Annotated in this window: 26 protein-coding genes; 17 read left to right on the top strand and 9 right to left on the bottom strand. The window is 51.6% G+C overall.

Annotation, left to right across the window (positions count from 1 at the left end; all coding sequences use genetic code 11):
- Positions 1-246 precede the first annotated feature (246 nt).
- From JUB14_RS12020 to JUB14_RS12010, 3 genes are all read right to left on the bottom strand, one after another.
- Complete coding sequence (locus JUB14_RS12020; protein WP_207506325.1) at positions 247-474, bottom strand: HepT-like ribonuclease domain-containing protein; 228 nt, start codon at positions 472-474, stop codon at positions 247-249.
- Complete coding sequence (locus JUB14_RS12015; RefSeq protein WP_207506324.1) at positions 474-755, bottom strand: nucleotidyltransferase family protein; 282 nt, start codon at positions 753-755, stop codon at positions 474-476. Before JUB14_RS12015 ends, JUB14_RS12020 begins: the two co-directional genes overlap by 1 nt.
- An 89-nt stretch (positions 756-844) precedes the next feature.
- On the bottom strand, positions 845-1,117 hold the full coding sequence (locus JUB14_RS12010) for an acylphosphatase (protein ID WP_229367774.1): 273 nt from the start codon (positions 1,115-1,117) through the stop codon (positions 845-847).
- 129 nt (positions 1,118-1,246) lie between these two features.
- Between JUB14_RS12010 and JUB14_RS12005 the strand changes: the two genes are divergently transcribed.
- The 3 genes from JUB14_RS12005 to JUB14_RS11995 all read left to right on the top strand — a co-directional run bounded on the left by JUB14_RS12005 (position 1,247) and on the right by JUB14_RS11995 (position 3,699).
- Entirely contained in the window at positions 1,247-2,932 is a 1,686-nt protein-coding gene (locus JUB14_RS12005; RefSeq protein ID WP_207506322.1) for an N-acyl-D-amino-acid deacylase family protein, read from the top strand.
- 176 nt (positions 2,933-3,108) lie between these two features.
- Entirely contained in the window at positions 3,109-3,390 is a 282-nt protein-coding gene (locus JUB14_RS12000) for a 2TM domain-containing protein (RefSeq protein ID WP_207506321.1), read from the top strand.
- Between the two features lie 48 nt (positions 3,391-3,438).
- Positions 3,439-3,699: a 2TM domain-containing protein gene (locus tag JUB14_RS11995; RefSeq protein WP_207506320.1), complete on the top strand. Its 261-nt coding sequence runs from the start codon at positions 3,439-3,441 to the stop codon at positions 3,697-3,699.
- A 76-nt stretch (positions 3,700-3,775) separates the two neighbouring features.
- On the opposite strand, the gene JUB14_RS11990 is transcribed toward JUB14_RS11995, so the two are convergent.
- Positions 3,776-4,570, bottom strand: a complete 795-nt coding sequence (locus JUB14_RS11990; protein WP_207506319.1) for a thymidylate synthase — start codon at positions 4,568-4,570, stop codon at positions 3,776-3,778.
- 77 nt (positions 4,571-4,647) lie between these two features.
- Positions 4,648-5,079 carry an OsmC family protein gene (locus tag JUB14_RS11985; protein WP_207506317.1) on the bottom strand — a complete coding sequence of 144 codons (432 nt, stop codon included), beginning with the start codon at positions 5,077-5,079 and terminating at the stop codon, positions 4,648-4,650.
- A 167-nt stretch (positions 5,080-5,246) separates the two neighbouring features.
- On the opposite strand from JUB14_RS11985, the gene JUB14_RS11980 reads away from it, so the two are divergent.
- From JUB14_RS11980 to JUB14_RS11970, 3 genes are all read left to right on the top strand, one after another.
- Positions 5,247-6,026: an NYN domain-containing protein gene (locus JUB14_RS11980; RefSeq protein WP_207506315.1), complete on the top strand. Its 780-nt coding sequence runs from the start codon at positions 5,247-5,249 to the stop codon at positions 6,024-6,026.
- Positions 6,027-6,072: 46 nt separating this feature from the next.
- Positions 6,073-7,176, top strand: a complete 1,104-nt coding sequence (locus JUB14_RS11975) for a sialidase family protein (RefSeq protein WP_207506314.1) — start codon at positions 6,073-6,075, stop codon at positions 7,174-7,176.
- A 72-nt stretch (positions 7,177-7,248) separates the two neighbouring features.
- On the top strand, positions 7,249-7,512 hold the full coding sequence (locus tag JUB14_RS11970) for a 4a-hydroxytetrahydrobiopterin dehydratase (protein ID WP_207506313.1): 264 nt from the start codon (positions 7,249-7,251) through the stop codon (positions 7,510-7,512).
- Positions 7,513-7,624: 112 nt separating this feature from the next.
- Here JUB14_RS11970 and JUB14_RS11965 read toward each other — a convergent pair whose 3' ends face one another.
- On the bottom strand, positions 7,625-8,086 hold the full coding sequence (locus JUB14_RS11965; protein WP_207506312.1) for a DUF4112 domain-containing protein: 462 nt from the start codon (positions 8,084-8,086) through the stop codon (positions 7,625-7,627).
- A 135-nt stretch (positions 8,087-8,221) separates the two neighbouring features.
- On the opposite strand from JUB14_RS11965, the gene rsmI reads away from it, so the two are divergent.
- From rsmI to JUB14_RS11915, 10 genes are all read left to right on the top strand, one after another.
- On the top strand, positions 8,222-8,890 hold the full coding sequence (gene rsmI / locus JUB14_RS11960) for a 16S rRNA (cytidine(1402)-2'-O)-methyltransferase (RefSeq protein WP_207506311.1): 669 nt from the start codon (positions 8,222-8,224) through the stop codon (positions 8,888-8,890).
- Positions 8,891-8,963: 73 nt separating this feature from the next.
- The gene (locus JUB14_RS11955; protein WP_310586133.1) at positions 8,964-10,088 is read left to right on the top strand and encodes a lipoprotein N-acyltransferase Lnb domain-containing protein; all 1,125 of its coding nucleotides are present in this window, start codon (positions 8,964-8,966) and stop codon (positions 10,086-10,088) included.
- The gene (locus JUB14_RS11950; RefSeq protein WP_207506307.1) at positions 10,085-10,876 is read left to right on the top strand and encodes an inositol monophosphatase family protein; all 792 of its coding nucleotides are present in this window, start codon (positions 10,085-10,087) and stop codon (positions 10,874-10,876) included. The genes JUB14_RS11955 and JUB14_RS11950 overlap by 4 nt, the downstream gene beginning before the upstream one ends.
- A 154-nt stretch (positions 10,877-11,030) precedes the next feature.
- Complete coding sequence (locus JUB14_RS11945) at positions 11,031-11,423, top strand: sugar 3,4-ketoisomerase (RefSeq protein ID WP_207506305.1); 393 nt, start codon at positions 11,031-11,033, stop codon at positions 11,421-11,423.
- A 30-nt stretch (positions 11,424-11,453) separates the two neighbouring features.
- Positions 11,454-12,548, top strand: coding sequence for a DegT/DnrJ/EryC1/StrS family aminotransferase (locus JUB14_RS11940; RefSeq protein WP_207506303.1), 1,095 nt, complete (start codon positions 11,454-11,456; stop codon positions 12,546-12,548).
- On the top strand, positions 12,548-13,474 hold the full coding sequence (locus JUB14_RS11935) for a glycosyltransferase family 2 protein (RefSeq protein ID WP_207506301.1): 927 nt from the start codon (positions 12,548-12,550) through the stop codon (positions 13,472-13,474). Before JUB14_RS11940 ends, JUB14_RS11935 begins: the two co-directional genes overlap by 1 nt.
- Positions 13,467-14,228 (top strand): class I SAM-dependent methyltransferase, encoded by a 762-nt coding sequence (locus JUB14_RS11930; protein ID WP_207506299.1) that lies wholly within the window; start codon positions 13,467-13,469, stop codon positions 14,226-14,228. Before JUB14_RS11935 ends, JUB14_RS11930 begins: the two co-directional genes overlap by 8 nt.
- Before the next feature lie 34 nt (positions 14,229-14,262).
- Positions 14,263-14,796, top strand: a complete 534-nt coding sequence (locus tag JUB14_RS11925; protein WP_207506297.1) for a YfiT family bacillithiol transferase — start codon at positions 14,263-14,265, stop codon at positions 14,794-14,796.
- Positions 14,797-14,839: 43 nt separating this feature from the next.
- Complete coding sequence (locus tag JUB14_RS11920; protein WP_207506295.1) at positions 14,840-14,995, top strand: FeoB-associated Cys-rich membrane protein; 156 nt, start codon at positions 14,840-14,842, stop codon at positions 14,993-14,995.
- Positions 14,996-15,323: 328 nt separating this feature from the next.
- Complete coding sequence (locus JUB14_RS11915) at positions 15,324-17,804, top strand: AsmA family protein (RefSeq protein WP_207506292.1); 2,481 nt, start codon at positions 15,324-15,326, stop codon at positions 17,802-17,804.
- Between the two features lie 47 nt (positions 17,805-17,851).
- Here the strand turns inward: JUB14_RS11915 and acs are convergent, their stop codons facing one another.
- The 3 genes from acs to JUB14_RS11900 all read right to left on the bottom strand — a co-directional run bounded on the left by acs (position 17,852) and on the right by JUB14_RS11900 (position 21,823).
- Entirely contained in the window at positions 17,852-19,741 is a 1,890-nt protein-coding gene (gene acs / locus JUB14_RS11910; protein ID WP_207506290.1) for an acetate--CoA ligase, read from the bottom strand.
- 81 nt (positions 19,742-19,822) lie between these two features.
- Positions 19,823-21,523: a sodium:solute symporter family protein gene (locus tag JUB14_RS11905; protein WP_207506288.1), complete on the bottom strand. Its 1,701-nt coding sequence runs from the start codon at positions 21,521-21,523 to the stop codon at positions 19,823-19,825.
- A 36-nt stretch (positions 21,524-21,559) separates the two neighbouring features.
- On the bottom strand, positions 21,560-21,823 hold the full coding sequence (locus JUB14_RS11900) for a DUF4212 domain-containing protein (protein ID WP_207506286.1): 264 nt from the start codon (positions 21,821-21,823) through the stop codon (positions 21,560-21,562).
- Between the two features lie 208 nt (positions 21,824-22,031).
- Between JUB14_RS11900 and JUB14_RS11895 the strand changes: the two genes are divergently transcribed.
- Positions 22,032-23,279 (top strand): THUMP-like domain-containing protein, encoded by a 1,248-nt coding sequence (locus JUB14_RS11895; RefSeq protein ID WP_207506284.1) that lies wholly within the window; start codon positions 22,032-22,034, stop codon positions 23,277-23,279.
- Positions 23,280-23,284: the final 5 nt, after the last annotated feature.

Here is a 23,284-nt window from a genome sequence, read left to right as displayed (position 1 = left end):
TCAATGGTGTAGATAGGGCTAGCATTGCTACCTGACTCAATAATTAGTTTGGACGTAGACGTATAAGGATTATGGGATTGTACTTGCTTAGCTGCGGGTGCATCTGAAAACAATACATGAAGCTACCTAGGTGCACCCTTTTACTTTTGAATTATTACTTCAATCTGCATCGCCAACTCAGATAGTATACCTTCAACGACTCCCCATACCGCCCACAAATCCACTCCGATGTAGTCATGAGTTAGCTTATCTCATTCCCGCGATCTTTTTCCATTCAATATCCGGATATCTTGATCGGAATTCAATGTCAAGTTGTTTCGTTGCTTCTCCGATAATTTCAAAATTTCTTATTACAGCGTCCTGAATCAGGTTATGCTGTAAGAATCCCTCTTCATCCAGTCCTTTGGTGTATTCTCGAATCTTTGCAATGCAGTCAGCAATATGTTCTAAGTAGATAACAGGGTTTTTCATCATTAGACAATCCTGATTAAGTCCCTTTGTATATATGGCATAAGACGTTCATTTACAGAACGAATGGTTATCAAATCCACTTTAACCCCCAGTACCTCAGACAGTTCCTGTTCCAAACCGATCAGGTCAAGAAGATTAACCTTAGTATTGAAATCAATCAGAATATCCAGATCACTTTCCTTTGTTTGCTCATCCCGTGCATAGGACCCAAATACACCAACTAATATAGGATCATACTTTCCTGTTATTTCCCTGATTACCTTTTGTTGTTTGGGAGTTATCATATTCTTACCTGAATTTGATATTTATAATCCAATGGCTCTACATTCTGCGTTAGAAGTACAGCTTTTTATTCCTTATTTTCCTTCTACTTCTACCGCCTAAGCTCAAACTCCGTAAACCCCTGCACCTCTCCGTCCTCTACTTCCACATGATCTACCCGGGCCAGCATGGGGCCCTTATGGCACCAGTATAGTAGTTGTTCCAGTGCCTCTTCGGTCCCTTCGGCTTCCATATAAACGTCTCCGTTGGGCTGGTTCAGGACGAAGCCTTTCAGGCCCAGCTCAAGTGCTTTTTCCTCGGCACTGGCTCTGAACCATACCCCCTGGACCCGTCCCTGAACGGTAATGTTGAGATGTTTTTTCATGGGTGAATCTATAATTAAAATCCGCATTGCTAGTGCAATACTGCTATTTACAAATGTCTGATGATTATTTTTCATATTTTGCCCGCTTTCCGTGCTGCGGCCTATTCCCTGAAACAAATCCAGTTGAAGATGAAGAACCTCTACCTATATACTATTTGTCTCTGTCTTTGTTTGCTCACGCTGCTGTCCTCCCCGGGTCAGGCCCAAACCTACGACCTCCTAATCCGCAACGGCACCGTGTACGATGGGCTGGGTGGCACCCCTTACGTAGCCGATGTAGCTATACAAGGTGACCGCATCGCGGCTATCGGAAAACTAAAAAAAGCCAGAGCCCGCGAGATAGTAGATGCAGGAGGGCTGGCCGTAGCGCCGGGCTTCATCAACATGCTCAGCCACGCCTATACCTCCCTGCTGCGGGATGGACGCTCACTATCAGGCATCAAGCAGGGTGTCACGCTGGAAGTATTCGGTGAGTCGTCGATGGGCCCACTCTCAGACCAGATGAAGCAGGATATGATCAGCCAGCAGGGGGAGTTTAAGTACGATATTCCCTGGACTACCCTGGGTGAGTTTCTGGAACATCTGGAAAAGCGGGGCGTCTCGACCAACTTTGCTTCTTTCGTGAGTGCCTCCGAAGTCAGGGAGAATGTCATTGGTATGATCAACCGCGCCCCTACTCCCGACGAACTGGAACGCATGAAAGCCCTGGTACAGCAGGCGATGGACGAAGGGGCCGTGGGCCTTACGACCATGCTGATCTATGTACCGGCGACCTTTGCCAAGACGGACGAACTCGTAGAACTGGCCAAAGTAGCTGCCCGGTACAACAGCCTGTTTACGGCCCACATGCGCAGCGAGGGCGACCGTATCGAAGCGGCCGTAGACGAAATGCTGCGGATAGCGAAGGAAGCCAACATCCCCGTAGAGATATACCACCTCAAAGCCGCCGGAAAGCACAACTGGCACAAACTGGACCCAGTACTGGCCCGGATAGACAGCGCCAACCGGGTCGGTCTGAAAGTAACGGCCAATATGTACAACTACATAGCCGCCGCCACCGGACTGGATGCCGCCATGCCACCCTGGGTACAGGAAGGCGGCCTGCAGGAGTGGCGCCGACGCCTGCAGGACCCGGCCATCCGGGCCCGGGTAGCCGAGGAAATGACCCGCCCCGCGGACTGGGAAAATCTGGCGCTGGGCGCGGGGCCGGAGGGCATGATCCTGACTAGCTTCAGACAGGACTCACTGCGCAAGTACACCGGCAAAACGCTGGTCGAGGTAGCCGCCCTGCGGGGTAAGTCCTGGTACGAAACGGCTATGGACCTGGTAGTACAGGACGACTCACGTATCGGAACCGCCTACTTCCTGATGTCGGAAGAGAATGTGAAGAAACAGATCCGGCAGCCCTACATGAGCTTCGGCTCCGACTCGGGTTCCCAGGCTCCCGAGGGGCTATCCTTGAACTCTAACCCCCACCCACGAGCCTATGGTAACGTGGCTCGGCTGCTGGGCAAGTACGTACGGGAAGAGAAAGTCATCACCCTGCCGGAGGCCATCCGCCGCCTGACCTCGCTCCCCGCCACCAACCTGCACCTCCGGGACCGGGGCCAGCTCAAAGCCGGCTACTACGCCGATGTGGTGATATTTGATCCGGCCAGGGTTCGGGACCTGTCTACCTTTGATCATCCTCATCAGCTATCTGAAGGCGTACACCACGTATGGGTGAATGGCACACAGGTACTAAAATCGGGAGAACATACGGGCGCTACACCCGGCCGTGCCATGCGGGGCACGGGCCGCAAAGGGCAACGCTAAGGCGCTATATCCGGGCCGTCGGGACAGGAAATAATTTATTCTCAAATTTTATGAGGTTTGTCCTGAAAAACGGGAAGTTCGTCGGATTCAGATAGCTATTGGGTAGTATCAGGTAGTATCTTTGAATCAGATAATTACAACGACCTATATACTACTAACCCTATACCCCTACAACCATGGAACCTCAACGCAACGAACACCTCTGGAAACTAGCCCAGAACCGGGCCGCCTTCAAGATCCACCTGCGTACCTACCTGGTCATTATCAGTGGCCTCTGGCTCCTGTACCTGATCATGTACCTGCAGTCCTGGGGCAAAGGGTTGCACCCCTGGCCGATCTGGCCTATGCTGGGCTGGGGTATTGGTCTGGCGACCCACTATTTCTCGGCCTACCGGACTATCGACCAAAAAAGCATGACCGAACGCGAATACGAAAAACTACTACGCGGAAGCCACTAAGCGACCTGGTACCACTACCCTTTTAGCAAAATAATACCTTGTATAGTCATGGAAAACCGCAACGAAAGACTCTGGAGGCTCGCCCGGCTGCGCGCCAAATTTAAAAACAATGTGATCGCCTACTGCATCGTCAACCCTTTCCTGATTGCCATCTGGTACTTCAGCAGCGGCGGGGACAGCTTTTTCTGGCCCGGCTTCCCACTCTTCTTCTGGGGGATCGGACTGGTTTTTGAAGGCTACAATGCCTATTACAGCAAAGGGGATCTGGTCGAGAGGGAATACCAGAAACTACTCAAAGAGCAACGCTAACTATTCTATACACGCATAAAATAAGGAAGGGCTGACACACAACATGTCAGCCCTTCCTTATTTTGTATGATTAGTACTACACCGCTACGGGAGCTTTGATGCCCGGCCAGGGGTCATAGTTCTCGAGGGTAAAGTCTTCGTATGTAAAATCAAAGATGCTCTTCACGCTAGGGTTCAGCTTCATCGTCGGCAGCGGACGGGGCTCGCGCGTCAGCTGCAGATTGACCTGCTCGAGGTGGTTGAGGTAAATGTGAGTATCACCGCCGGTCCAGATAAAATCACCGAGCAGTAAGCCGCACTCGTGCGCGATCATCTGGGTCAGCAACGCGTAGCTAGCTATGTTGAAAGGTACCCCCAGGAACACATCCGCGCTGCGCTGGTACAGCTGACATGACAGTTTGCCATTGGCTACGTAGAACTGGAACAGCGCGTGGCAGGGCTGCAGGGCCATAAATGGCAGATCGGCCGGGTTCCAGGCCGATACGATGATCCGGCGTGAATCCGGATTTTTCTTCAGCTGGTCCAGGATATCCTTCATCTGGTCAATAGTAGCGCCATCGGGGGCCATCCAGCTGCGCCACTGCTTGCCGTATACAGGTCCGAGGTTGCCTTCTTCGTCGGCCCATTCGTCCCATATACTTACACCGTTTTCCTTGAGGTACTTAGTATTGGTATCACCCTTCAGAAACCACAACAGCTCGTGGATCACCGATTTCATGTGCACTTTCTTGGTCGTTACCAGCGGAAATCCTTTCTGCAGATCAAAGCGCATCTGGTACCCGAATACACTCAGGGTACCCGTGCCGGTACGGTCAGATTTGCGGTCGCCGTTTTCCAGGACGTGGCGAAGTAGATCGTGATATTGTTGCATGGTTATTAGCAAATAGGGATTAGGTAGTTAGCTTTTAGCTTACTTAGTTCTAAATTAAAAGCAGGTCAAAGCCCTTCTTAGGCCTCTTCCTCAATGGATACCTGATGAGTAATCTGGGTAGTGGACTCAAACTGAGCCGTTGCGGAGCAGTACTTCTCCATCGATAGTTTCACCGCCCGGGCCACCTTAGCCTCATCCAGGCCAACGCCTTTCAGTTTGAAGTGCAGGTTCATGGTGCGGTACGGCTTGCGCTCGGTGTCGGGCTCTTTTTCCCGGTCGCCTTCGGCTACTATACGAAAATCGGTGATTTGCTGGCGCTGCTTTTTCAGGATCAACACAATGTCAATGGCGCTACAGCTGGCAAGTCCCATCAGGAGGAGCTCCATGGGCCGTACTCCGGCGTTATGGCCCCCTATCTCGGGCGAACCATCAATATGTACTATGGCATCGGACGAACCGGTAGATTCAAAATGAAACGCGTCGTCTACGCGTACGAGTTCAACTTTCATGTGTCAGTAATAGAGTTTTATCCGGGAGCGAACGAGAGATCATTATCCCAATCTTATGACTACAAAAGTCCGATTAGTTTCTGTAAGTTCAAATAAAAGCTTAAATACTAAACAGGCATAGTTATTTTGCGGTACTTACTATGATATAAACATTTCAGATACACTTCATGATAACTACTGATAGAGATCTGCGCCTGGCAGTTCTGATTGATGCTGACAACGTTCCCTACTCTACTTTGCAGGAGATGCTGGAAGAGATAGCCCGCTACGGCACCCCTACTTTTAAGCGTATATATGGCGACTGGACCAACCCGCGCCTGGTGGGTTGGAAATCGGCGTTACTGGAAAATGCCATTACACCTATACAGCAATACAGCTATACCTCCGGCAAGAACGCCACGGACTCGGCCATGATCATTGACGCGATGGATATACTGTATACGGGCCGGGTAGATGGCTTTTGTATCGTATCCAGCGACAGCGATTTTACCCGTTTAGCCATACGACTCCGTGAGGCCGGTATGAAGGTATTCGGGATGGGCGAACAGAAGACCCCGGTTTCTTTTACGTCGGCCTGTGACCGCTTTATTTATATTGAGATTCTGCGGCGCGATCGTGATCAGGAACCAGTCAGCAACGATCAGCCCGATCAGAATGGTACTAAGGCTAAGCCCGCCTCTAAGAAAAAGGCTCCCAAGAGTGATTCATCTGACAAAAAACTGAGAAATCTGATAGCGGGCAGCATCAATGACCTGGCCGATGAAGATGGTTGGGTATTCCTGGGCGACTTGGGCAATCTGCTGATCAAGAAGCGACCCAGCTTTGACTCCCGCAACTACGGATATTCTAAATTACTCCCCCTGATCAAGAGCATTGATGCTTTTGAAGTAGATGAGCGCGAAACCGGCAAATCAAATATTCGTCACGTATACGTTAGAAATAAGTAGATTTAGGACTAAAACTTCCTTCTCCTACTAACCTAACGTGTACTTTATGAAGAAATCATTCTTGCCCCTGCTGGTCGGTGGACTCACTTTTCTCTTTGCTATGCAAAGCTACGGACAGACTCATGGACAGTCATCTAGGGGGGAGCCGGCCGCCGGGGATCCGGTCTCCGGACAGCCGGCCCAATGGAAGAAGGTAAGTCAGGAAATGATCTTCAACAATCCGCCTTTCAAAGAGTGTCACGCGTCTACGATTGAAGAGGTACGGCCCGGTGAACTGGTGGCTGCTTGGTTTGGTGGTCCACACGAGGGACATAAGGATGTAGGTATCTGGCTGGCTACCCAGAAACAGGGAAAGTGGAGCCAGCCTAAGCTCATGGCGGAAGGTATCATGGATGCGAATCTGCGCTACCCCTGCTGGAATCCGGTGCTGTTCAAAACCCGCGAGGGGAAGCTGTTCCTGTTTTATAAAGTAGGCCCGTCGCCGAGGGAGTGGTGGGGCATGGTCATGAGTTCCGACGACAACGGCAGTACCTGGTCGAAGCCTGAACGCCTGCCCGACGGGATCCTGGGACCGATTAAGAACAAACCCATCCAGCTCGCTAACGGAGATATACTCAGCCCGACCAGCACCGAAACCAAAGAGGCGTGGCGGGTACACCTTGAGCGCTCTTCGGACCTGGGTAAGACCTGGCAACTGGTACCGGTGGACCCAAACACGACACTCGATGTAATACAACCCAGTCTACTGACTTACCCCAACAACCGCATGCAGATCCTCTGCCGCAGCAAGCACGACCGGATCGTAGAAGCCTGGTCAGAAGACGGTGGAAAAACCTGGGGAGAGCTGAAAAAGACGGATATACTGAACCCTAACTCCGGCACCGACGCCGTTACACTACGTGATGGTACCCAGGTACTGGTATATAACCCGACTACCCGGGGTAAGGAGTGGGACAAGGGACGCCAGAAACTCCACGTAGCTACCTCCCGCGATGGCCGCACCTGGACCGACATAGTCGTACTGGAAGATAAAGAAAAGGGCGAGTACAGCTATCCGGCTGTGATCCAGACGCAGGATGGTAAGGTACATATCACCTATACCTGGGAGCGAAAGAACGTCAACCATGTGGTACTGGAGATGAGCAAATAGCCGACAGAAAACATCCGGTAGCCTTTCGTCGTTGAATAGTTATCAATTACTATTCATCAACAAAGAAACGATATGGATCAGGCAGTTATGTGGGTTGAACAAGACAATAAACTCAAACGGAGCTTTGAGTTTGAAGATTTCAGGGAAGCATTCGCTTTTATGTCCCGGGTAGCCGAGGTAGCCGAACAGATGAATCACCACCCCTGGTGGTCCAATGTATATAATAAGGTAGATATTGAGCTAAGTACGCACGACGCCGGTAATACCATCACCGAAAAGGACCAGCAGCTGGCCGAAGCCATTGATACCATCTACGATGATTTTGATGATCTGTAATGGAATGTCTGGGGTAAATATCTAATCATGGAGGTACCTTTATTATAAGGTACCTCTTTTCTTTTGGAAGCTATGGTTTTGAATCATTAACAAAGCATTTAAACTAAATAGATTAATTAAATAACCAGACAAAGAACCGGTAGCTCAACCAGGCTAAAAACCCAACCACCAGTAGGAGTACTAACAGAATGGGAATCACTATCTTCCAGGCTCCGCCTTTATGTCGGCCTTCCACATAATGCTCGCGCATGAGTTTCACATTGCGAACATTTGCCTTAAAAGCCACATCAAATAGATCACCTATAATAGGAACAGAACCCAGCAAGGCATCTATCAATACATTGAGGGTCATCCTGGCCACTACATATCCGCTGGCTCCGTTTTTTGCCATGATTGAGATCATATAGCCTGATACAAGCAGGGTAGCGAAGTCACCGACACCGGGAATAAGCCCTACCATGGCATCCAATCCGAACCGGATGTTAGTGCCGGGAATTGTAAAGCGGGAATCCAGCCATTTGGCCATTGACTCCATATCCGATATAGCCGTCTTTTGCTTTGAAACTGGGTGCATAGCTGGTCATGAGTAGTGAATAAAAATATAGCTACCAATAGTGTGCCACCGGTAAGGGAGACAGGTATACTCCCGGTATAATTGCCATCCTCGCCCCTATTCACTACTTTCGGTGCTTATTATCTGATTCCATTCATGAAACTATACATTGTCCCTACACCCATCGGTAACCTAGAGGATATCACGTTACGGGCCATTAATGTGCTCAAAAGTGTGGATGTAGTGCTGGCTGAAGACACCCGTACCTCGGGCAATCTGCTGCGACACCTGGGCATCAACAAGCCCATGCAGAGCTACCATATTCATAACGAGCACCAGACCATTACACGACTGCTGGAGCGGATGCTCAAGGGCGAGACCATGGCCCTGGTATCCGACGCGGGTACGCCGGCCATCTCGGATCCGGGCTTTCTGCTGGTGCGGGAGTGCATCAAGTACAAGATACCGGTGGAGTGCCTGCCCGGCCCGACGGCTTTTATACCGGCGCTGGTCAACTCTGGACTTCCCTGCGACCGCTTTACGTTTGAAGGATTTTTGCCCCATAAGAAGGGCCGCCAGACCCGCCTGAAAGAGTTGGCCGAAGAGGAGCGTACAATGATATTCTATGAATCGCCCCACCGACTGGTCAAGTCGCTGCAGCAGTTTGCGGAGTACCTCGGAGCGGAGCGGCAGGCTTGCGTATCGCGGGAGCTGACCAAATTATACGAAGAGAACGTGCGTGGCACGTTACAGGAAATAATTACTTATTTTGCTGAAAAAACTATCAAAGGTGAAATTGTTATCGTCATTGCCGGAAAAGAATAAACGTATGGTTATCAGCCTCCCCCTCAGGCTCCTTTTCATTCTTCATTTTGCATTTTTCTTTATTCATTCCTCTGTGGCTCAGTCCCTGAGTCCAGATGCCCGGGTCAGCCTGGTGACGGTCGGGCCGGGTCAGGAGTTGTACTCGAGCTTCGGCCACAGTGTACTTTGGATCTCAGACCCTGCTACTGGCATCGACAAAGCCTATAACTACGGTACCTTCAACTTCAACACCGAGAACTTCTACATCAAGTTTATGCGGGGTACCCTGCCCTACCAGCTATCGGCAGGTCCGCTGATGCCGCAGGTGTACTACTGGCAGGCTGAAAACCGCTCCGTACAGCAGCAGTTACTGAACCTTTCCCCGGTACAAAAGGACCGCCTGTACCAGTTTCTGGAGCGTAACTTCCTACCCGAAAACCGTGAGTACCAGTATAAATTCTTCTACGACAACTGCTCCAGCCGCTTACAGGATGCCATTATCGCGGCCTGCGGCGACAGCCTCTACTACCCCGGCTATACGCACGATACGCTAAGCTTCCGGCAGTGGATAGACCGTTACGCTCATACTCAAAAACCCTGGGCCGACTTCGGGATGGACCTGGCTATTGGAGCACCGTCGGACGAGATAGCTACGCCCATGCAGGCTACTTTTCTGCCCTACAACCTGAGTGCCGCCTACGACGACTCCCGGGTACTGATCAACGGACAAACGCTTCCGCTGGTAGCCAACACCATAGACCTGTATACGGCCGTACCCGTCGAGGATGATGACGCCTGGCTTACCCCGCAGATATTCTTCTGGGTATTGGCGGGCCTCGTGCTGCTGTTTACCATGTGGCAGATGAAGTACAATAAGCTCAACTTCCTGTTCGATAAGATCCTGTTTACGGTTGTTGGCCTGACGGGTTGGTTGATCGTGCTGCTGTGGTTTGGGACCGACCACGGTGTTACAACCTGGAACTACGATATTCTGTGGGCCTTCCCGCTCTGGTTTCCGTTTATATTCTCCATTTCCAAAACCAACAAACCCGCCTGGTTTCAGTTTGCTTTGATAGGATACGCTGTGTTGCTGCTTATAGCTACCGGCAACCTCCTGAAGCATAACTACGTAGTCATACCCATCCTGGTGACGCTGATCATCCGGGTATACTACATGAATAATTCACTATCCAAAATTCCACAAAAGAAGACAGCATGAATCTTGAAGCACTCACCCAGCAAGCCATTGAGGTAGTCAAAAAGGCCTCCGCTTTTATCCAGCAGGAAGCGAATACATTCAATACAGACCGCATCGAGTACAAGGATATCAACAACCTGGTATCGTACGTCGATAAAGAAACCGAAAAACTGCTGGTAGCGGGTCTGCGGGAGATACTGCCCGAAGCAAGTTTCATCACAGAAGAGGGTACCACCGGTGAAGAAAAGGATACCGAAGCCCTGAACTGGATCATCGACCCGCTCGATGGAACCACCAACTTCGTACACGGCTTGCCGATCTATTGTGTGAGTGTAGGACTGGTGCGCGGTAAGGAGCCTCTGATCGGTATTATACACGAGCCCAGCCTGGATGAACTGTTTTACGGCTGGCAGGGCGGTGGAGCCTGGTGTAATGGTAGGCGTCTGCAGGTATCAAAAGCTCAGCACCTTAGCGATAGCCTGATCGCTACCGGATTCCCCTACCGTAACTTTGAGAAGCAGAGCAAGTACATGGATATCCTGAGCACGCTGATGCGCAAGACACACGGGGTACGCCGGTTAGGTGCGGCAGCCGTGGATCTGGCCTACGTTGCAGCCGGGCGTTTTGAGGGGTTCTATGAGTACAATCTGCATTCGTGGGATATGGCGGCCGGAATACTGCTGATCAAGGAAGCCGGAGGTACCGTCACGGATTTCGAAGGTGGCGACGACTACCTGTTCGGTGGCAATATAGTAGCGGCCTGTGCCATGCAGAAAGAGCTGGTAGCCGTTATCAAAGAAATCTTCTAAAGTAACTGATCTATACTTAGTTAGAAATAAATATTTAATATATTGTAGATTGATCTTGTATGTAAAAAAACAGCTATTTTAGATCCCTGAATTGGGTAAAGCTTTATTACCGTTCAATGCATACTGTTTGTTAGTGACACTATTTTACATGTCCATGCCCAAGTGTATAAAGCTAGATACCTACCCCGCCGATTCTGGTAATCTTACTGTATTTGAAAATATTATCCCTGGTCCCATCAGACGCGTATTTTACATCTATGGAGCCGGGCACATACCCAGAGGCGGACACCGCCACAAAACAACCTGGAACGCGCTGATCTGTCTGCAGGGGCACTGCAAGGTATACGTAAACAATGGACAGGAAGAGAGCAACTACCTCCTGGATACGCCAAGTACCTGTCTGATTCTTGAGCCCCAGGACTGGCATACCATGGAGGCTTTCTCCCAGGAAGCCATCCTGCTGGTACTTTCCAACCAGTACTATGACAAGAGCGACTACATCTACGAGCCTTATCCTTCTACCACCAGTAAAGCTTTTTTTGATTAACGGCTGGCCTGCCCGGTTCTCCCCTCATATATGATTCCATTTCTGGACCTCAAGCGTATTAATGAACGTCACCAGTCAGCCATAGAAGAGGCCAGCCTGCGGGTACTCCGGTCGGGCTGGTACATCATAGGAAAAGAATTACAGGCTTTTGAACGGGATTTTGCCAGCTACTGTGGTACTGACTACTGCCTGGGCGTAGCCAACGGCCTGGAAGCCATCGAGCTGATCCTGCAGGCCTACTCTTTTCAGCCGGGCAGCGAGGTAATTGTACCGGCTAACACGTATATAGCCTCGGTGCTTCCCGTGAGTTATCTGCAGCTGGTGCCTGTATGGGTAGAGCCCGATCCGGTTACTATGCTGATTGATCCCGCCCAAATAGAAGAAAAGATTACTGACAGGACCTGCGCGATCCTGACGGTAGACCTGTACGGCCGCTGCTGTGAGATGGAGCCGATCCGGGCGCTGGCTCAACAATACAATCTTAAGATAATAGCCGATGCGGCCCAGGCCCACGGCGCCCGCTACCAGGGCCGGACAGCCGGCAGCCTGGCCGACGCCACCGCGTTTAGTTTTTATCCCACCAAAAACCTGGGAGCCCTGGGCGATGCCGGAGCCATCACTACTCACGATCCAGTCCTGGCCGAAAAGATCAGGTACCTGCGCAACTACGGCTCAGGGGTCAAGTACTACAATGAATACCAGGGCATCAACAGCCGTCTGGATGAGATACAGGCTGCGATCCTGAACATCAAACTACCCTACCTGGATGAAGACAATAACCGCCGGCGGCAGATAGCCCGGCGCTACCTTCAGGAGATCAGGGTACCGGGACTGGTGCTTCCCCCTGCCGATAGCCTGGAAGACGATGCCTGGCACCTGTTTGTGGTCAGGCACCCCGACCGCCAGCGACTTAGGGAGTACTTACAGGGTGAGGGCATCCTGACCGAGATCCACTATCCGCTGCCGATCCACAAGCAACCGGCCTATGCCGCTATCAACCACCTCCACCTGCCGGTTACCGAGCAGATCCATAATCAGGTGCTGAGCCTGCCCCTCAACCCGGCCATGACCGACGCGGAGATGGAGCGGGTGATTGAGGTACTTAACCAGTTTGAAAGAGCCTGATGCAGCTATCCGTCATTATACCGGTCTATAACAGTGAGAGTACCATCGGCTCGCTGATCGACACCTTACAGGAAGCGCTGGCCGGGGTTGATTTTGAAATCGTACTGGTCAATGACGGCAGCCGTGACCGGTCAGAAGTAGTATGTACCCGGCTGGCCGAGCTGCATCATAATATCCGGTTCATCTCGCTGCGACGCAACTTTGGGGAGTTTAACGCCGTGATGTGTGGCCTCAACTACGCCCGGGGCGAGTACTGCGTCATGATTGACGACGATTTTCAGAATCCTCCCTCCGAAATCATCAAACTGATAGATACCGCCACGCGAGGTGATTATGATGTGGTTTATACTTATTACCCTAAAAAGGAACACGCTTCCTACCGCAACTGGGGTAGCCGACTTGTCAACTGGCTCACCAGCTACCTGCTCGACAAACCCAGGAGCCTGTACCTGTCCAGCTTTAAGCTGATCCGGCAGGACGTAGTGCAGGAGATCATCAACTACAAGGGCCCCTACCCCTACATCGATGGGTTGATCTTTCGGGTGACGCGCAACATAGGTACCGTACAGGTAAGCCATCAGAAGCGGCAACAGGGGGAGTCAAGCTATACGTGGCGCAAGCTCATTTCGTTGTTTCTGAATATCCTGTTCTGCTACTCGGCCTTGCCCATCCGGCTGTTTATGCCCGTGGGGCTGAGCCTGGTTGGGCTCGGGAGCCTGCTTCTGCTGTTCCTGTTTGGGCAGTGGGTGATAGGTCCCAACGACCCAAAGGGTTGGCAGGTCGTAACGGCAACACTCATCCTGATTGGCGGTATACAATGTACCCTGCTGAGTGTACTGGGCGAGTACATCGGCAAGAGCTTCATGGCCCAAAGTGGTCAGCCTCAGTATATCATCAAGAAAACCCACTTGAACCGCCATGATTGACAACAGGCTCGAGTACCAGCGTATGTACGACGTAGAACGCCGCCTGTGGTGGTACCAGTCGCTGCACGGTCGGGTCCTGCGGCAGATCCGGCGGCAGTTTGGCCCGAACAACCGCTCCATCCGCATTCTGGATGCAGCCTGTGGCACCGGAGGGCTGCTCTCCTACCTGCGCGAGCAAGGCTACCCACACCTGACCGGCTTCGACTACTCCCGCCATGCCATTGATTTTTCGCAGGAGCGCGGACTAGACGTGAGCTTTGGCGATCTGCGGCGGGTGGATGACTTCCGGCCCAGTGAGCACTACGACGTTATTACCTGCAACGATGCGCTGTACTTCCTGACGGATGAAGAAATAACAAACGCGCTGACTTCTATCCGCAAACGCCTGCTCCCCGGAGGGCTGCTGCTGGTCAATATCCACGCGTTTGAGGCGTTTGCGGGCACCCATGACGTAGCCGTAGGTAGTTCCCGGCGCTTTCAGCACGCCGACTTCGAGCGATACGCCGGGCAGGCAGGGCTGACTATTCAGCGCCATACCTATTGGCCCTTTGCGCTGTCGGTACCCATCCTGGCCGTCAGGCAGTGGCAGCAGTACCAGCTCCGGCAGGGCCGGGTCAATATCCAGGAGGTAGACTCGGACGTCAGCTATCCCGGCGACCTTATCAACGGTCTGCTGCGGGGTATCATGAAGCTGGAAGAAACCGCCCTGTCGAGCGCCCCCTTTGGCAGCTCTTTGTTTTTGGTGATGAAATAGAATATTTTTAGGCGTACTACTCTACCAACTCCTCATGGAACTCGAACAACTACGCTACCCGATCGGCCAGTTTAGAGGCAAGGCCAGCTATTCGCTGGATGAAGTCAAAGCCAACATTCAGATCATAAGCGCCCTGCCCTCCAAGTTCATCAATCTGCTGGGTAGCTGGGATAACCACAAGCTGGATACTCCCTACCGTCCCGACGGCTGGACCGTCCGGCAGTTGATTCACCACGTTGCGGATAGCCACATCAACGCCTATACCCGCCTGCGGCTGGCCCTTACGGAAGACAATCCCACCATCAGGCCTTACGAAGAAGGACTTTGGGCAGAGCTTCCCGACGCTCATACCGCTTCCATCGAGTACTCCATCCAGCTCCTGCGATACCTGCACCTGCGATGGGTACTGCTCCTGAACTCGCTGGATGAAAGCAGTCTGGCCCGTACCTATTACCATCCGGCCAGCAAACAGACCGTACGGATGGATGAGTACATCGCCATGTATGCCTGGCACAGTGAGCACCATTATCAGCATGCTTATCAGCTAGCTAAGCGGAACAATTGGTAGGCTTAAGTGTGTTTGTCTAATATCAATTGACCATTACCTATCCATGACTCAGCAGATCATAGTTATCCTGATTTTTGTGGTTGCCCTGGGCTACCTGGGCTGGCGTACCTGGAAGTCGCTGGACCGTCGCAATAGTAGTGGCTGCGGCAAGGGCTGTGGCTGCGAAGTGGATAAGGTGACCATCAGTCCCCGACGGTAAATCATTTACAGATTTGATATAAAAAAAGGAGTACTCTCAACGGTGAGAGTACTCCTTTTTTCGTTTGATCTAACGGTCCACTTACATTGGGGAAATAATTGTACAAATCTAAGGCAGCTTTCTCAACTTCATCAACATCTACAGCCGACAAAGTGCTGACTGTTTTCACAACGCCACTATGAGGCCACCCTAGAAGTATCCGGCGGAGTGGCACAGTTTTGTAATAATACATCAGATACCCGCTTTGGGTATGAAGATCAGGCTGTTCCTGAGTGGATGATGTATAGCCTCCTATAAGCTGTCGCCTCCCGGATTACTTCTTACTTATATGTATTCGAAATTGTTAAAAGGCTTCGCACTGGTAGCCCTGAGTCTCTTTCTGCTCATCGGCGGAATAAGTGTATGGGCGTGGAGAAACCAGGATGAGGTCTTTGAACAAATCAAAGAGTATATCAATGAGAATATTGACGGGCAGTTGGAAGCCAGCAAGTTTACATTCGCTCCCCTGCGGAGTGGAGTAGGATTTACGTTTTCGCTGCACAACGTCACTTTAGATGATACCCTATACCCTGCTCACAAAGTACATCTGCTGCAGGCCCACCGCCTGAATGTAACCCTGGATATAAGGGAGTTTATGAGCCGTCGGGTGAAGGTAAAGAGTCTGGCCGTTGAAGATGGGAAGGCTACCATATTTACACGCAAAGATGGCTACTCAAACCTGTCCGTCATCACTTCGGGCAAATCCAACCGAAAAAAGACGCAGAAAATGTCCTCCACCGACTTCTTCGGCGGTATCAGTAATCTGTCCTTCGAGAACTTTAGCCTTTCCTACGCCGACTCACTCAAAGAAAAATATTTTGGTGGGACGCTACGTGATGTCAGCTCCCGGCTGATGCGGAAAGACTCGGTCTGGAATGGCACCACCGAGGGGGACATATACTTCGAAGGCCTTACCTTCTCCCCCAAAAAAGGCTCTTTTCTAAAAAAGCAGGAAACCAGCCTCCAGCTTTCTTTTGCTTATAATCAGTCAAACCGCCAGTTGATCGTCCATCCCTCCGAGCTTCTGATTGCTTCGGGACATCCCATACAGCTATCGGGGCACCTTGACCTGGCCCAGAAGCCGGGAAAAGTAAAAGCAGATTTCACTACCGATACCATTGCCCTTCCCACCGCACTCAAACTATTACCCGGCTACATTGAAAAGATGGTGACCCGGGTAAAAATACTACCGGTGGTAAAGGCCAAAGTACATCTGGACGGAGAAATGGGCCCAGGTACTCCCCGGGTAGAGATTGCCTACGAGTCGGGTCTTTTTGATTATAACCTACCGATTGGCAAGCTCCGGAAACTAAAAGCAAAAGGTACTTTTACGAACCAGGCGGACCTGTCACGCCCGGTAGGTGATGCCAACTCGCGCCTGACGGGTACTCAGGTCAGAGGGTACTTTGAATCAATTCCGCTGGAAGGCAGTATCATTGTCAAAGACTTTAAGGATATAAAGACAGTCATCGAAAGCTCACTACAGGCTAGTCCGGCTGCGCTGAATGCCCTGCTCGACCCCAGCCGCTATCGGGTCCGGAGTGGCTCCATTAGTGTGGGATTTCGCTACCAGGGCGACCTGCTTTCCTACTACGACAAGACAACCAACCGCCCCACCGGCAAGCTGGCCGGAAAGATCATTATGAACAATGTAGCCTTTGCCTACCTGCCCCAGAATGTAAATCTGAGCAGTATCAAGGGTACCATCTCCATTGATGAAGATGAGCTACAAAGCAAAGATCTGCGATTTTCTGATGGAAAGAATACCTACTTTGTCTCTGGAAATGCTGCCGACCTGCTGACTCAGATCATGGGTGCTCCCATTACTCCCAAAGCCAATCTGCACGTTAAGATCCCGGACTGGGAACTGGCCTGGCTTGACTTCTTTCTGAAGAAAAAATCAACCGAGCAACCACTCGCGCCCTCCGGATTCAGGTTGTCACAAGTACTTGATAAAGTAATAGATCAAACCGAAGTAGTAGCCACGCTGGAATCAAATAAGGCCCGGTACAAGCGTTTTTCGGCTCAGCAGATACGCGGTAAAATGACGCTGACGGATACAAAGGTGAGCCTGAATGATATTTCGATGAATGCCTTTGGGGGTAGCCTGAAGGTAGCGGGCTATATTAACAACATTAGTACAACCGGACTACCCTTCCTGCATGCACAGGGGAAACTCACTAATACCGACGTGCAATCCGTATTTTACTCCTTAAATAACTTTGGTCAGAAGGCTATTACGGATCAGAACATTCAGGGAAAGCTGGACGCAGATTTTGTATTCGAGTCCAGCCTGACCGATAAGGCGGGTCTCCTGCCTGAGTCCATGCGGGGGAAGCTGGACATAGCGCTGACTGGGGCCGAAGTCAAGCAGTTTGAGCCATTTCTCAAAATCAAAAATCTCCTATTCAAAAGCCGCAACTTTGACCATGTCAGGTTTGCCCCCATCCGGAAGCAGTTTGTGCTGAAAGGGCAGGAAATTGAAATTCAGGAGATGGAGATTGAATCTAACGTACTTACCCTATTCGTAAACGGGATATACAGCTTCGGCAAGAAAACGGACCTTAGCATACAGCTTCCCCTTCAGAACCTAAAAAAGCGGGACTCTACCTACCAGCTCGCTCAGCACGACATGGAGTATATGAAAGGGATGAACGTATTTCTGAGGGCGGTGGACGAAGGAGGAGAAGTAAACATCAAGTATGACCCATTCAAGCGGCTCCGCAAAGAAAAAGACGAAAAAGCTCAGATACCAGAAGAGGGACGGTAGTACTACCGTCCCTCTGGGTGTTGACTATATAAGCGTTCTGCAACTACTTACAAAGCTCCTTCCCGGATCTCATCCACAATACCCGGATCAAGCAGTGTGGACGTATCGCCCATGTTGGAAGTATCGCCTTCGGCTACTTTTCGTAGGATACGGCGCATGATCTTTCCGGAACGTGTCTTGGGCAAGCCGGTCACAAACTGCATCTTGTCAGGTCTGGCGATGGGTCCAATAATGCGCGTTACGGTAGCGGCAATATCCTTACGTAGGGATTCAGCATCTTCGGGCTTTGTCTCTGTAATAACGTAGGCGTATATACCCTGCCCTTTAATGTCGTGCGGGTACCCTACTACCGCTGACTCCACCACGCCCAGGTGCATATTGATGGCATTCTCAACCTCAGCCGTACCGATGCGGTGACCCGATACGTTGATCACGTCATCCACCCGGCCGGTTATACGGTAGTATCCATCCTCATCGCGCAGACAGCCATCCCCCGTGAAGTACATATTCTCGTAGGTAGAGAAGTAGGTCTGGCGGCAGCGCTCATGGTCGCCATAGGTAGTACGGATAATACCCGGCCACGGAAACTTGATACACAGGTTACCACTCACACCATTACCTTCTATTTCCTGCCCGTTTTCATCCACCAGTACGGGCTGTATACCCGGCAGCGGCAGCGTAGCATAGGTAGCTTTTTCGGGAGTAACACCCGCCAGCGACGATATCATGATACCTCCCGTTTCGGTCTGCCACCAGGTATCTACCAGCGGTGCCTTGCCTTTACCGATGTTCTGCTTGAACCAGTGCCAGGCTTCGGCGTTGATAGGCTCCCCTACCGATCCCAGTTTCTTGATTGATCCCAGGTTATAGTCTTTGACGTACTGCAGACCGAAGCTCATCAGCGAGCGAATGGCCGTAGGAGCCGTATACAAGATATCAACTTTGTGCTTGTCGGCGATCTGCCACAGGCGACCGGCATCCGGCCAGGTAGGTACTCCTTCGAACATCAGCGAAGTAGCTCCGGCGCAAAGAGGACCGTACACAATGTAGCTATGACCCGTAATCCAGCCGATATCGGCCGTACAGAAATGGATCTCTCCCGGCTCGTACTGGAATACATTCGTAAAGGTATAAGTAGCGTACACCATGTAGCCCCCGCAGGTATGTACTACCCCTTTGGGCTTACCCGTAGAGCCGGATGTATAGAGGATAAAGAGCATGTCCTCGGCATCCATTTCCGCGGCTACGCAATCTACCTCCACGTGTTTTACTTCTTCCTCCCACCAGTGGTCGCGGCCTTTCAGCATAGATACCGGCGTACGGGTACGGGTCATTACGATCACGTTCTCTACCGTTGGGCAGCGCTCAAGCGCGTCATCTACGGTCTCTTTCATGGGGATTACCTTCGAACCCCGGTAGGCTCCATCAGACGTAATGACCATGGTACAGCCAGCATCGTTGATCCGGTCGGCAATGGAGCGGGCCGAAAAGCCTCCGAATACTACCGAATGAACGGCTCCGATACGGGCACAGGCCAGCACGGCAATGGCCAGCTCGGGTACCATCGGCAGATAAATACAAACCCGGTCACCTTTTTGGACACCGTATTTGCGGAGTACGTTAGCAAACCGACATACCCGGTCAAACAGGTTGCGGTAGGTGATCGTAACGGGGCGGTCGCCCGGATCGTTGGGTTCCCAGATAATGGCCGGCTGGTCACCCCGCTCCTTGAGGTGGCGATCCAGCGCGTTTTCGGTTATATTGAGCTTCCCGCCGACAAACCATTTTATGTTCGGCTCTTTAAAATTCCACTCCAGTACTTTTTTCCAGGGTTTACGCCACTGAAACTGCTGCGCTACCTCCGCCCAGAATCCCTCCGGATCTTCTACGCTTTGTTTATATGCACTCTGGTACTCTTCAAAAGTTTGTATTTTCATGATATTTACTAAGGGTTAATGAATAGCTGGGTGACTGCTCTAGACAGTATGTGCAAAGTTAAAAAAGAAAAGTACTTTTCATTAATGCGCCACCGCTTCACCTGCTCCCATGGGCAACCGAATATCCTCTACAATCTGCTGTACATCTTCCGGAGGAGCAGGTGTAAAGGAGTTAACGGCTATTGCAACTACAAAATTTACCAGCATAGCCACGGAGCCGAAGCCCTCCGGCGATATGCCAAACCACCATTCGTCTTTGGTAGGTAAGGTAGCATCCAGCCAGCCCATTTTGTACTTTACCATGTAGTACAGCATCAGCGCTATTCCTACGACCATCCCGGCCACGGCTCCTTCCTTATTCATTCGCTTATAGAATATCCCCAGTATAATAGCCGGAAAGAACGAAGCCGCCGCCAGTCCAAAGGCCAGGGCTACTACCGCCGCCACAAAACCCGGTGGATTGATACCAAAGTACCCGGCCACGCACACCGCCACCACGGCCGACAGGCGGGCCGCAATCAGCTCACTTTTCTCACTAATATCAGGCTTGATCATCTTCTTGATCAGATCATGCGAGACAGAGGAAGAAATCACCAGCAGCAGACCAGCGGCCGTAGACAGGGCCGCGGCCAATCCTCCGGCGGCTACCAGCGCGATAACCCAGTTGGGCAGATTGGCAATCTCGGGATTGGCCAGTACCATGATGTCGTTGTCGATCGTCAGCTCGTTCTGGGCCTTGTCGGCTACGTACTGGATGCGTCCGTCGCCATTTTTATCGTCAAATACCAGCAGACCCGTTTTCTCCCAGTTACTAAACCACTGAGGTACCTCCGTGTAGGGCCGGTCCCGCACCGTTTCGATCAGGTTAGTACGGGCAAAGACCGATACCGCGGGTGCGGCAGTGTACAGGATGGCGATGAAGAGCAGGGCCAGTCCCGCGGACATGCGGGCATCTTTTACCCTTTTTACCGTAAAGAAGCGAACGATCACGTGCGGTAGCCCGGCCGTACCTACCATCAGGGCCAGCGTAATCGCAAATACATCGATCACAGACTTGGTACCGCGTGTATATTCAGCAAAACCCAGCTCGGTAGACAGGCCATCGAGCTTATCCATCAGGTAGGTACCTGAGCCATCGGCCAGAGTACCACCCATCCCAAACTGGGGAATGGGGTTACCCGTCATTTGAATTGAGATGAAGATAGCCGGTACCATAAAGGCAAAAATCAGGACGCAGTACTGGGCTACCTGGGTGTAGGTAATTCCCTTCATCCCACCAAGTACGGCGTAAAAGAGTACGATGATCATCCCGATCACGACCCCCGTATTAATATCTACTTCCAGGAAGCGGGAGAACACCACGCCTACGCCGCGCATCTGCCCGGCTACGTAGGTAAATGACACCAGCAGGGCGCAGACTACTGCCACCGAGCGGGCGCTCTTGGAGTAGTAACGGTCACCAATAAAGTCGGGTACCGTAAACTTACCAAACTTGCGTAGGTAGGGCGCCAGCAGCAGGGCCAGCAATACGTAGCCGCCCGTCCAGCCCATGAGGTATACAGCTCCGTCGTAGCCCATGAAGGAGATAATACCCGCCATTGAGATAAACGAAGCGGCGGACATCCAGTCGGCAGCGGTAGCCATACCGTTGGCCAATGGAGATACCCCTCCACCCGCCACATAAAACTCCTTGGTAGAGCCCGCCCGCGACCAGATGGCAATACCTATGTACAGGGCAAACGAAAGCCCTACGATAATATAAGTCCAGATTTTGACGTCCATAAACAGGATGAGTTGAAGGAATGGAAAGAGGAAGATTTATTCTTGGTCGTATCCGTATTTTTTGTCGAGCTTGTTCATCAGGTACACGTACACGAAGATCAGCACGACAAAGATGTAAATGGAGCCCTGCTGCGCAAACCAGAAGCCCAGCTTGAAGCCCCCCAGCCGGAACTGATTGAGCGCATCAGCGAAGAGGATGCCGGCCCCGTAGGATACAAGAAACCAGATTGATAATAAAATACCGAGGTAGGTAAGGTTTTCTTTCCAATAGCGTTGTGCCTTCTGCACTTTGTCATCCATAGATCTAAAAAAGTAGGGATTGAAGTAAGAGTGTATGCTATTAAAATTGGACAAGTGACCATTTATACTGACTCTTACCCCTAACTTATCCGAACGGATGACTAAAAAATAGTGATTTATAGAGTGTAAAAGCACTTTTGTGGCTGATCTGTTCTCCAGATGCAGGCCTAAGAGTGACATATAAGCCGCCACCCGTTATTTTTGAGGCATGACAAATCCATCAACACCCGAGGGAACTGGCTCAACCGGCCTGACAGAAGCCGAACAGAACTTTGTACTGGAGCATATTCAGGATGACGTGGCTACACTGCTGCTGAAACACCGCTCCACTCAAGACCTGGACATACCGAAGGTAGTAAAGCAGATAGCCGCCCGCCAAAAGGCTCGTTACAAGCTTCCCGAGTGGTACTGCAATGAGCAGTTGCTATTCCCGCCGCCGCTGTCGGTAGAGCAGGGCTCGTCGCAGGCTACGGCCCGCTACAAAGCCGGACTGGTAGCCGGTCAGCACCTTGCCGGCAGGCACCTCATCGATATCACCGGAGGGATGGGCGTGGATTGTTACTACATGAGCCAGTCCTTTGCGCATACTACCTACTTTGAGCAGCAGGCCGAAGTAGCCCGGTCGGCGGCTTATAACCTGAAGGTACTGGGAGCGGACAGCATTACCATCCGAAACGAAGAAGCCCTCTCGGCCCTCAGCCAGCACCCCCTCCCGGCCGACTGGATTTACGCCGATCCAGCCCGACGTGACGAGCAGCAGCGCAAGGTCGTACGCCTCGCCGACTGTACACCGGATATTGTCACGGCGCTGCCCCTATTGCTGCGGTGCGCCCCCCACCTCCTGGTCAAAACCTCGCCCCTGCTGGACATTGACCTGTCGGTCAAAGAGCTGCGGGGAGTACAGGAGGTACATGTGATAGGTCTGGAAAGTGAATGCAAGGAAGTACTGTACCTGATCACGACCGATACTCCATCTACGCATGAGCCGACGGTGAAGGTACGTATCCTGAATGCCGGAGGCAGTACTGCCTCCGGACTTGACTTTACCCGAACCGAAGAAGCGCAGGCGGAGGTACAGTGGGGAGACCCCATGAGCTACCTGTACGAACCCCACGCGGCCTTACTCAAAGCAGGGGCATTCCGCAGTGTAGCCAGCCGCTTTGGCCTTACAAAGTTAGCCCCCAGCAGTCACCTCTATACTTCGGATACCTGGCTACCGGACTTCCCCGGCCGGGGATTTGCCGTAGTGGCGGTTTGTAAGCCCGATGCCCGTGATCTGCACGCCTACCTGCCCAAAGGCAAGGCCAACCTTACGCTGCGCAACTTTCCGGCTACCATACAGGACCTCCGCAAGAAGTGGAAAATAAAAGAGGGGGGTGACCAGTACCTGTTTGCTACGACGCTGGCCGATGGCCGTAAAATAGTAGTGGTGGCCCAAAAACCACCACTATCCTGATTTAT

This window comes from Telluribacter humicola (assembly GCF_017355935.1).
Classification (GTDB): Bacteria; Bacteroidota; Bacteroidia; order Cytophagales; family Spirosomataceae; genus Telluribacter; species Telluribacter humicola.
Note: the sequence above shows the minus strand (reverse complement) of the source record. Positions and strands in the feature narration are given on the sequence as shown.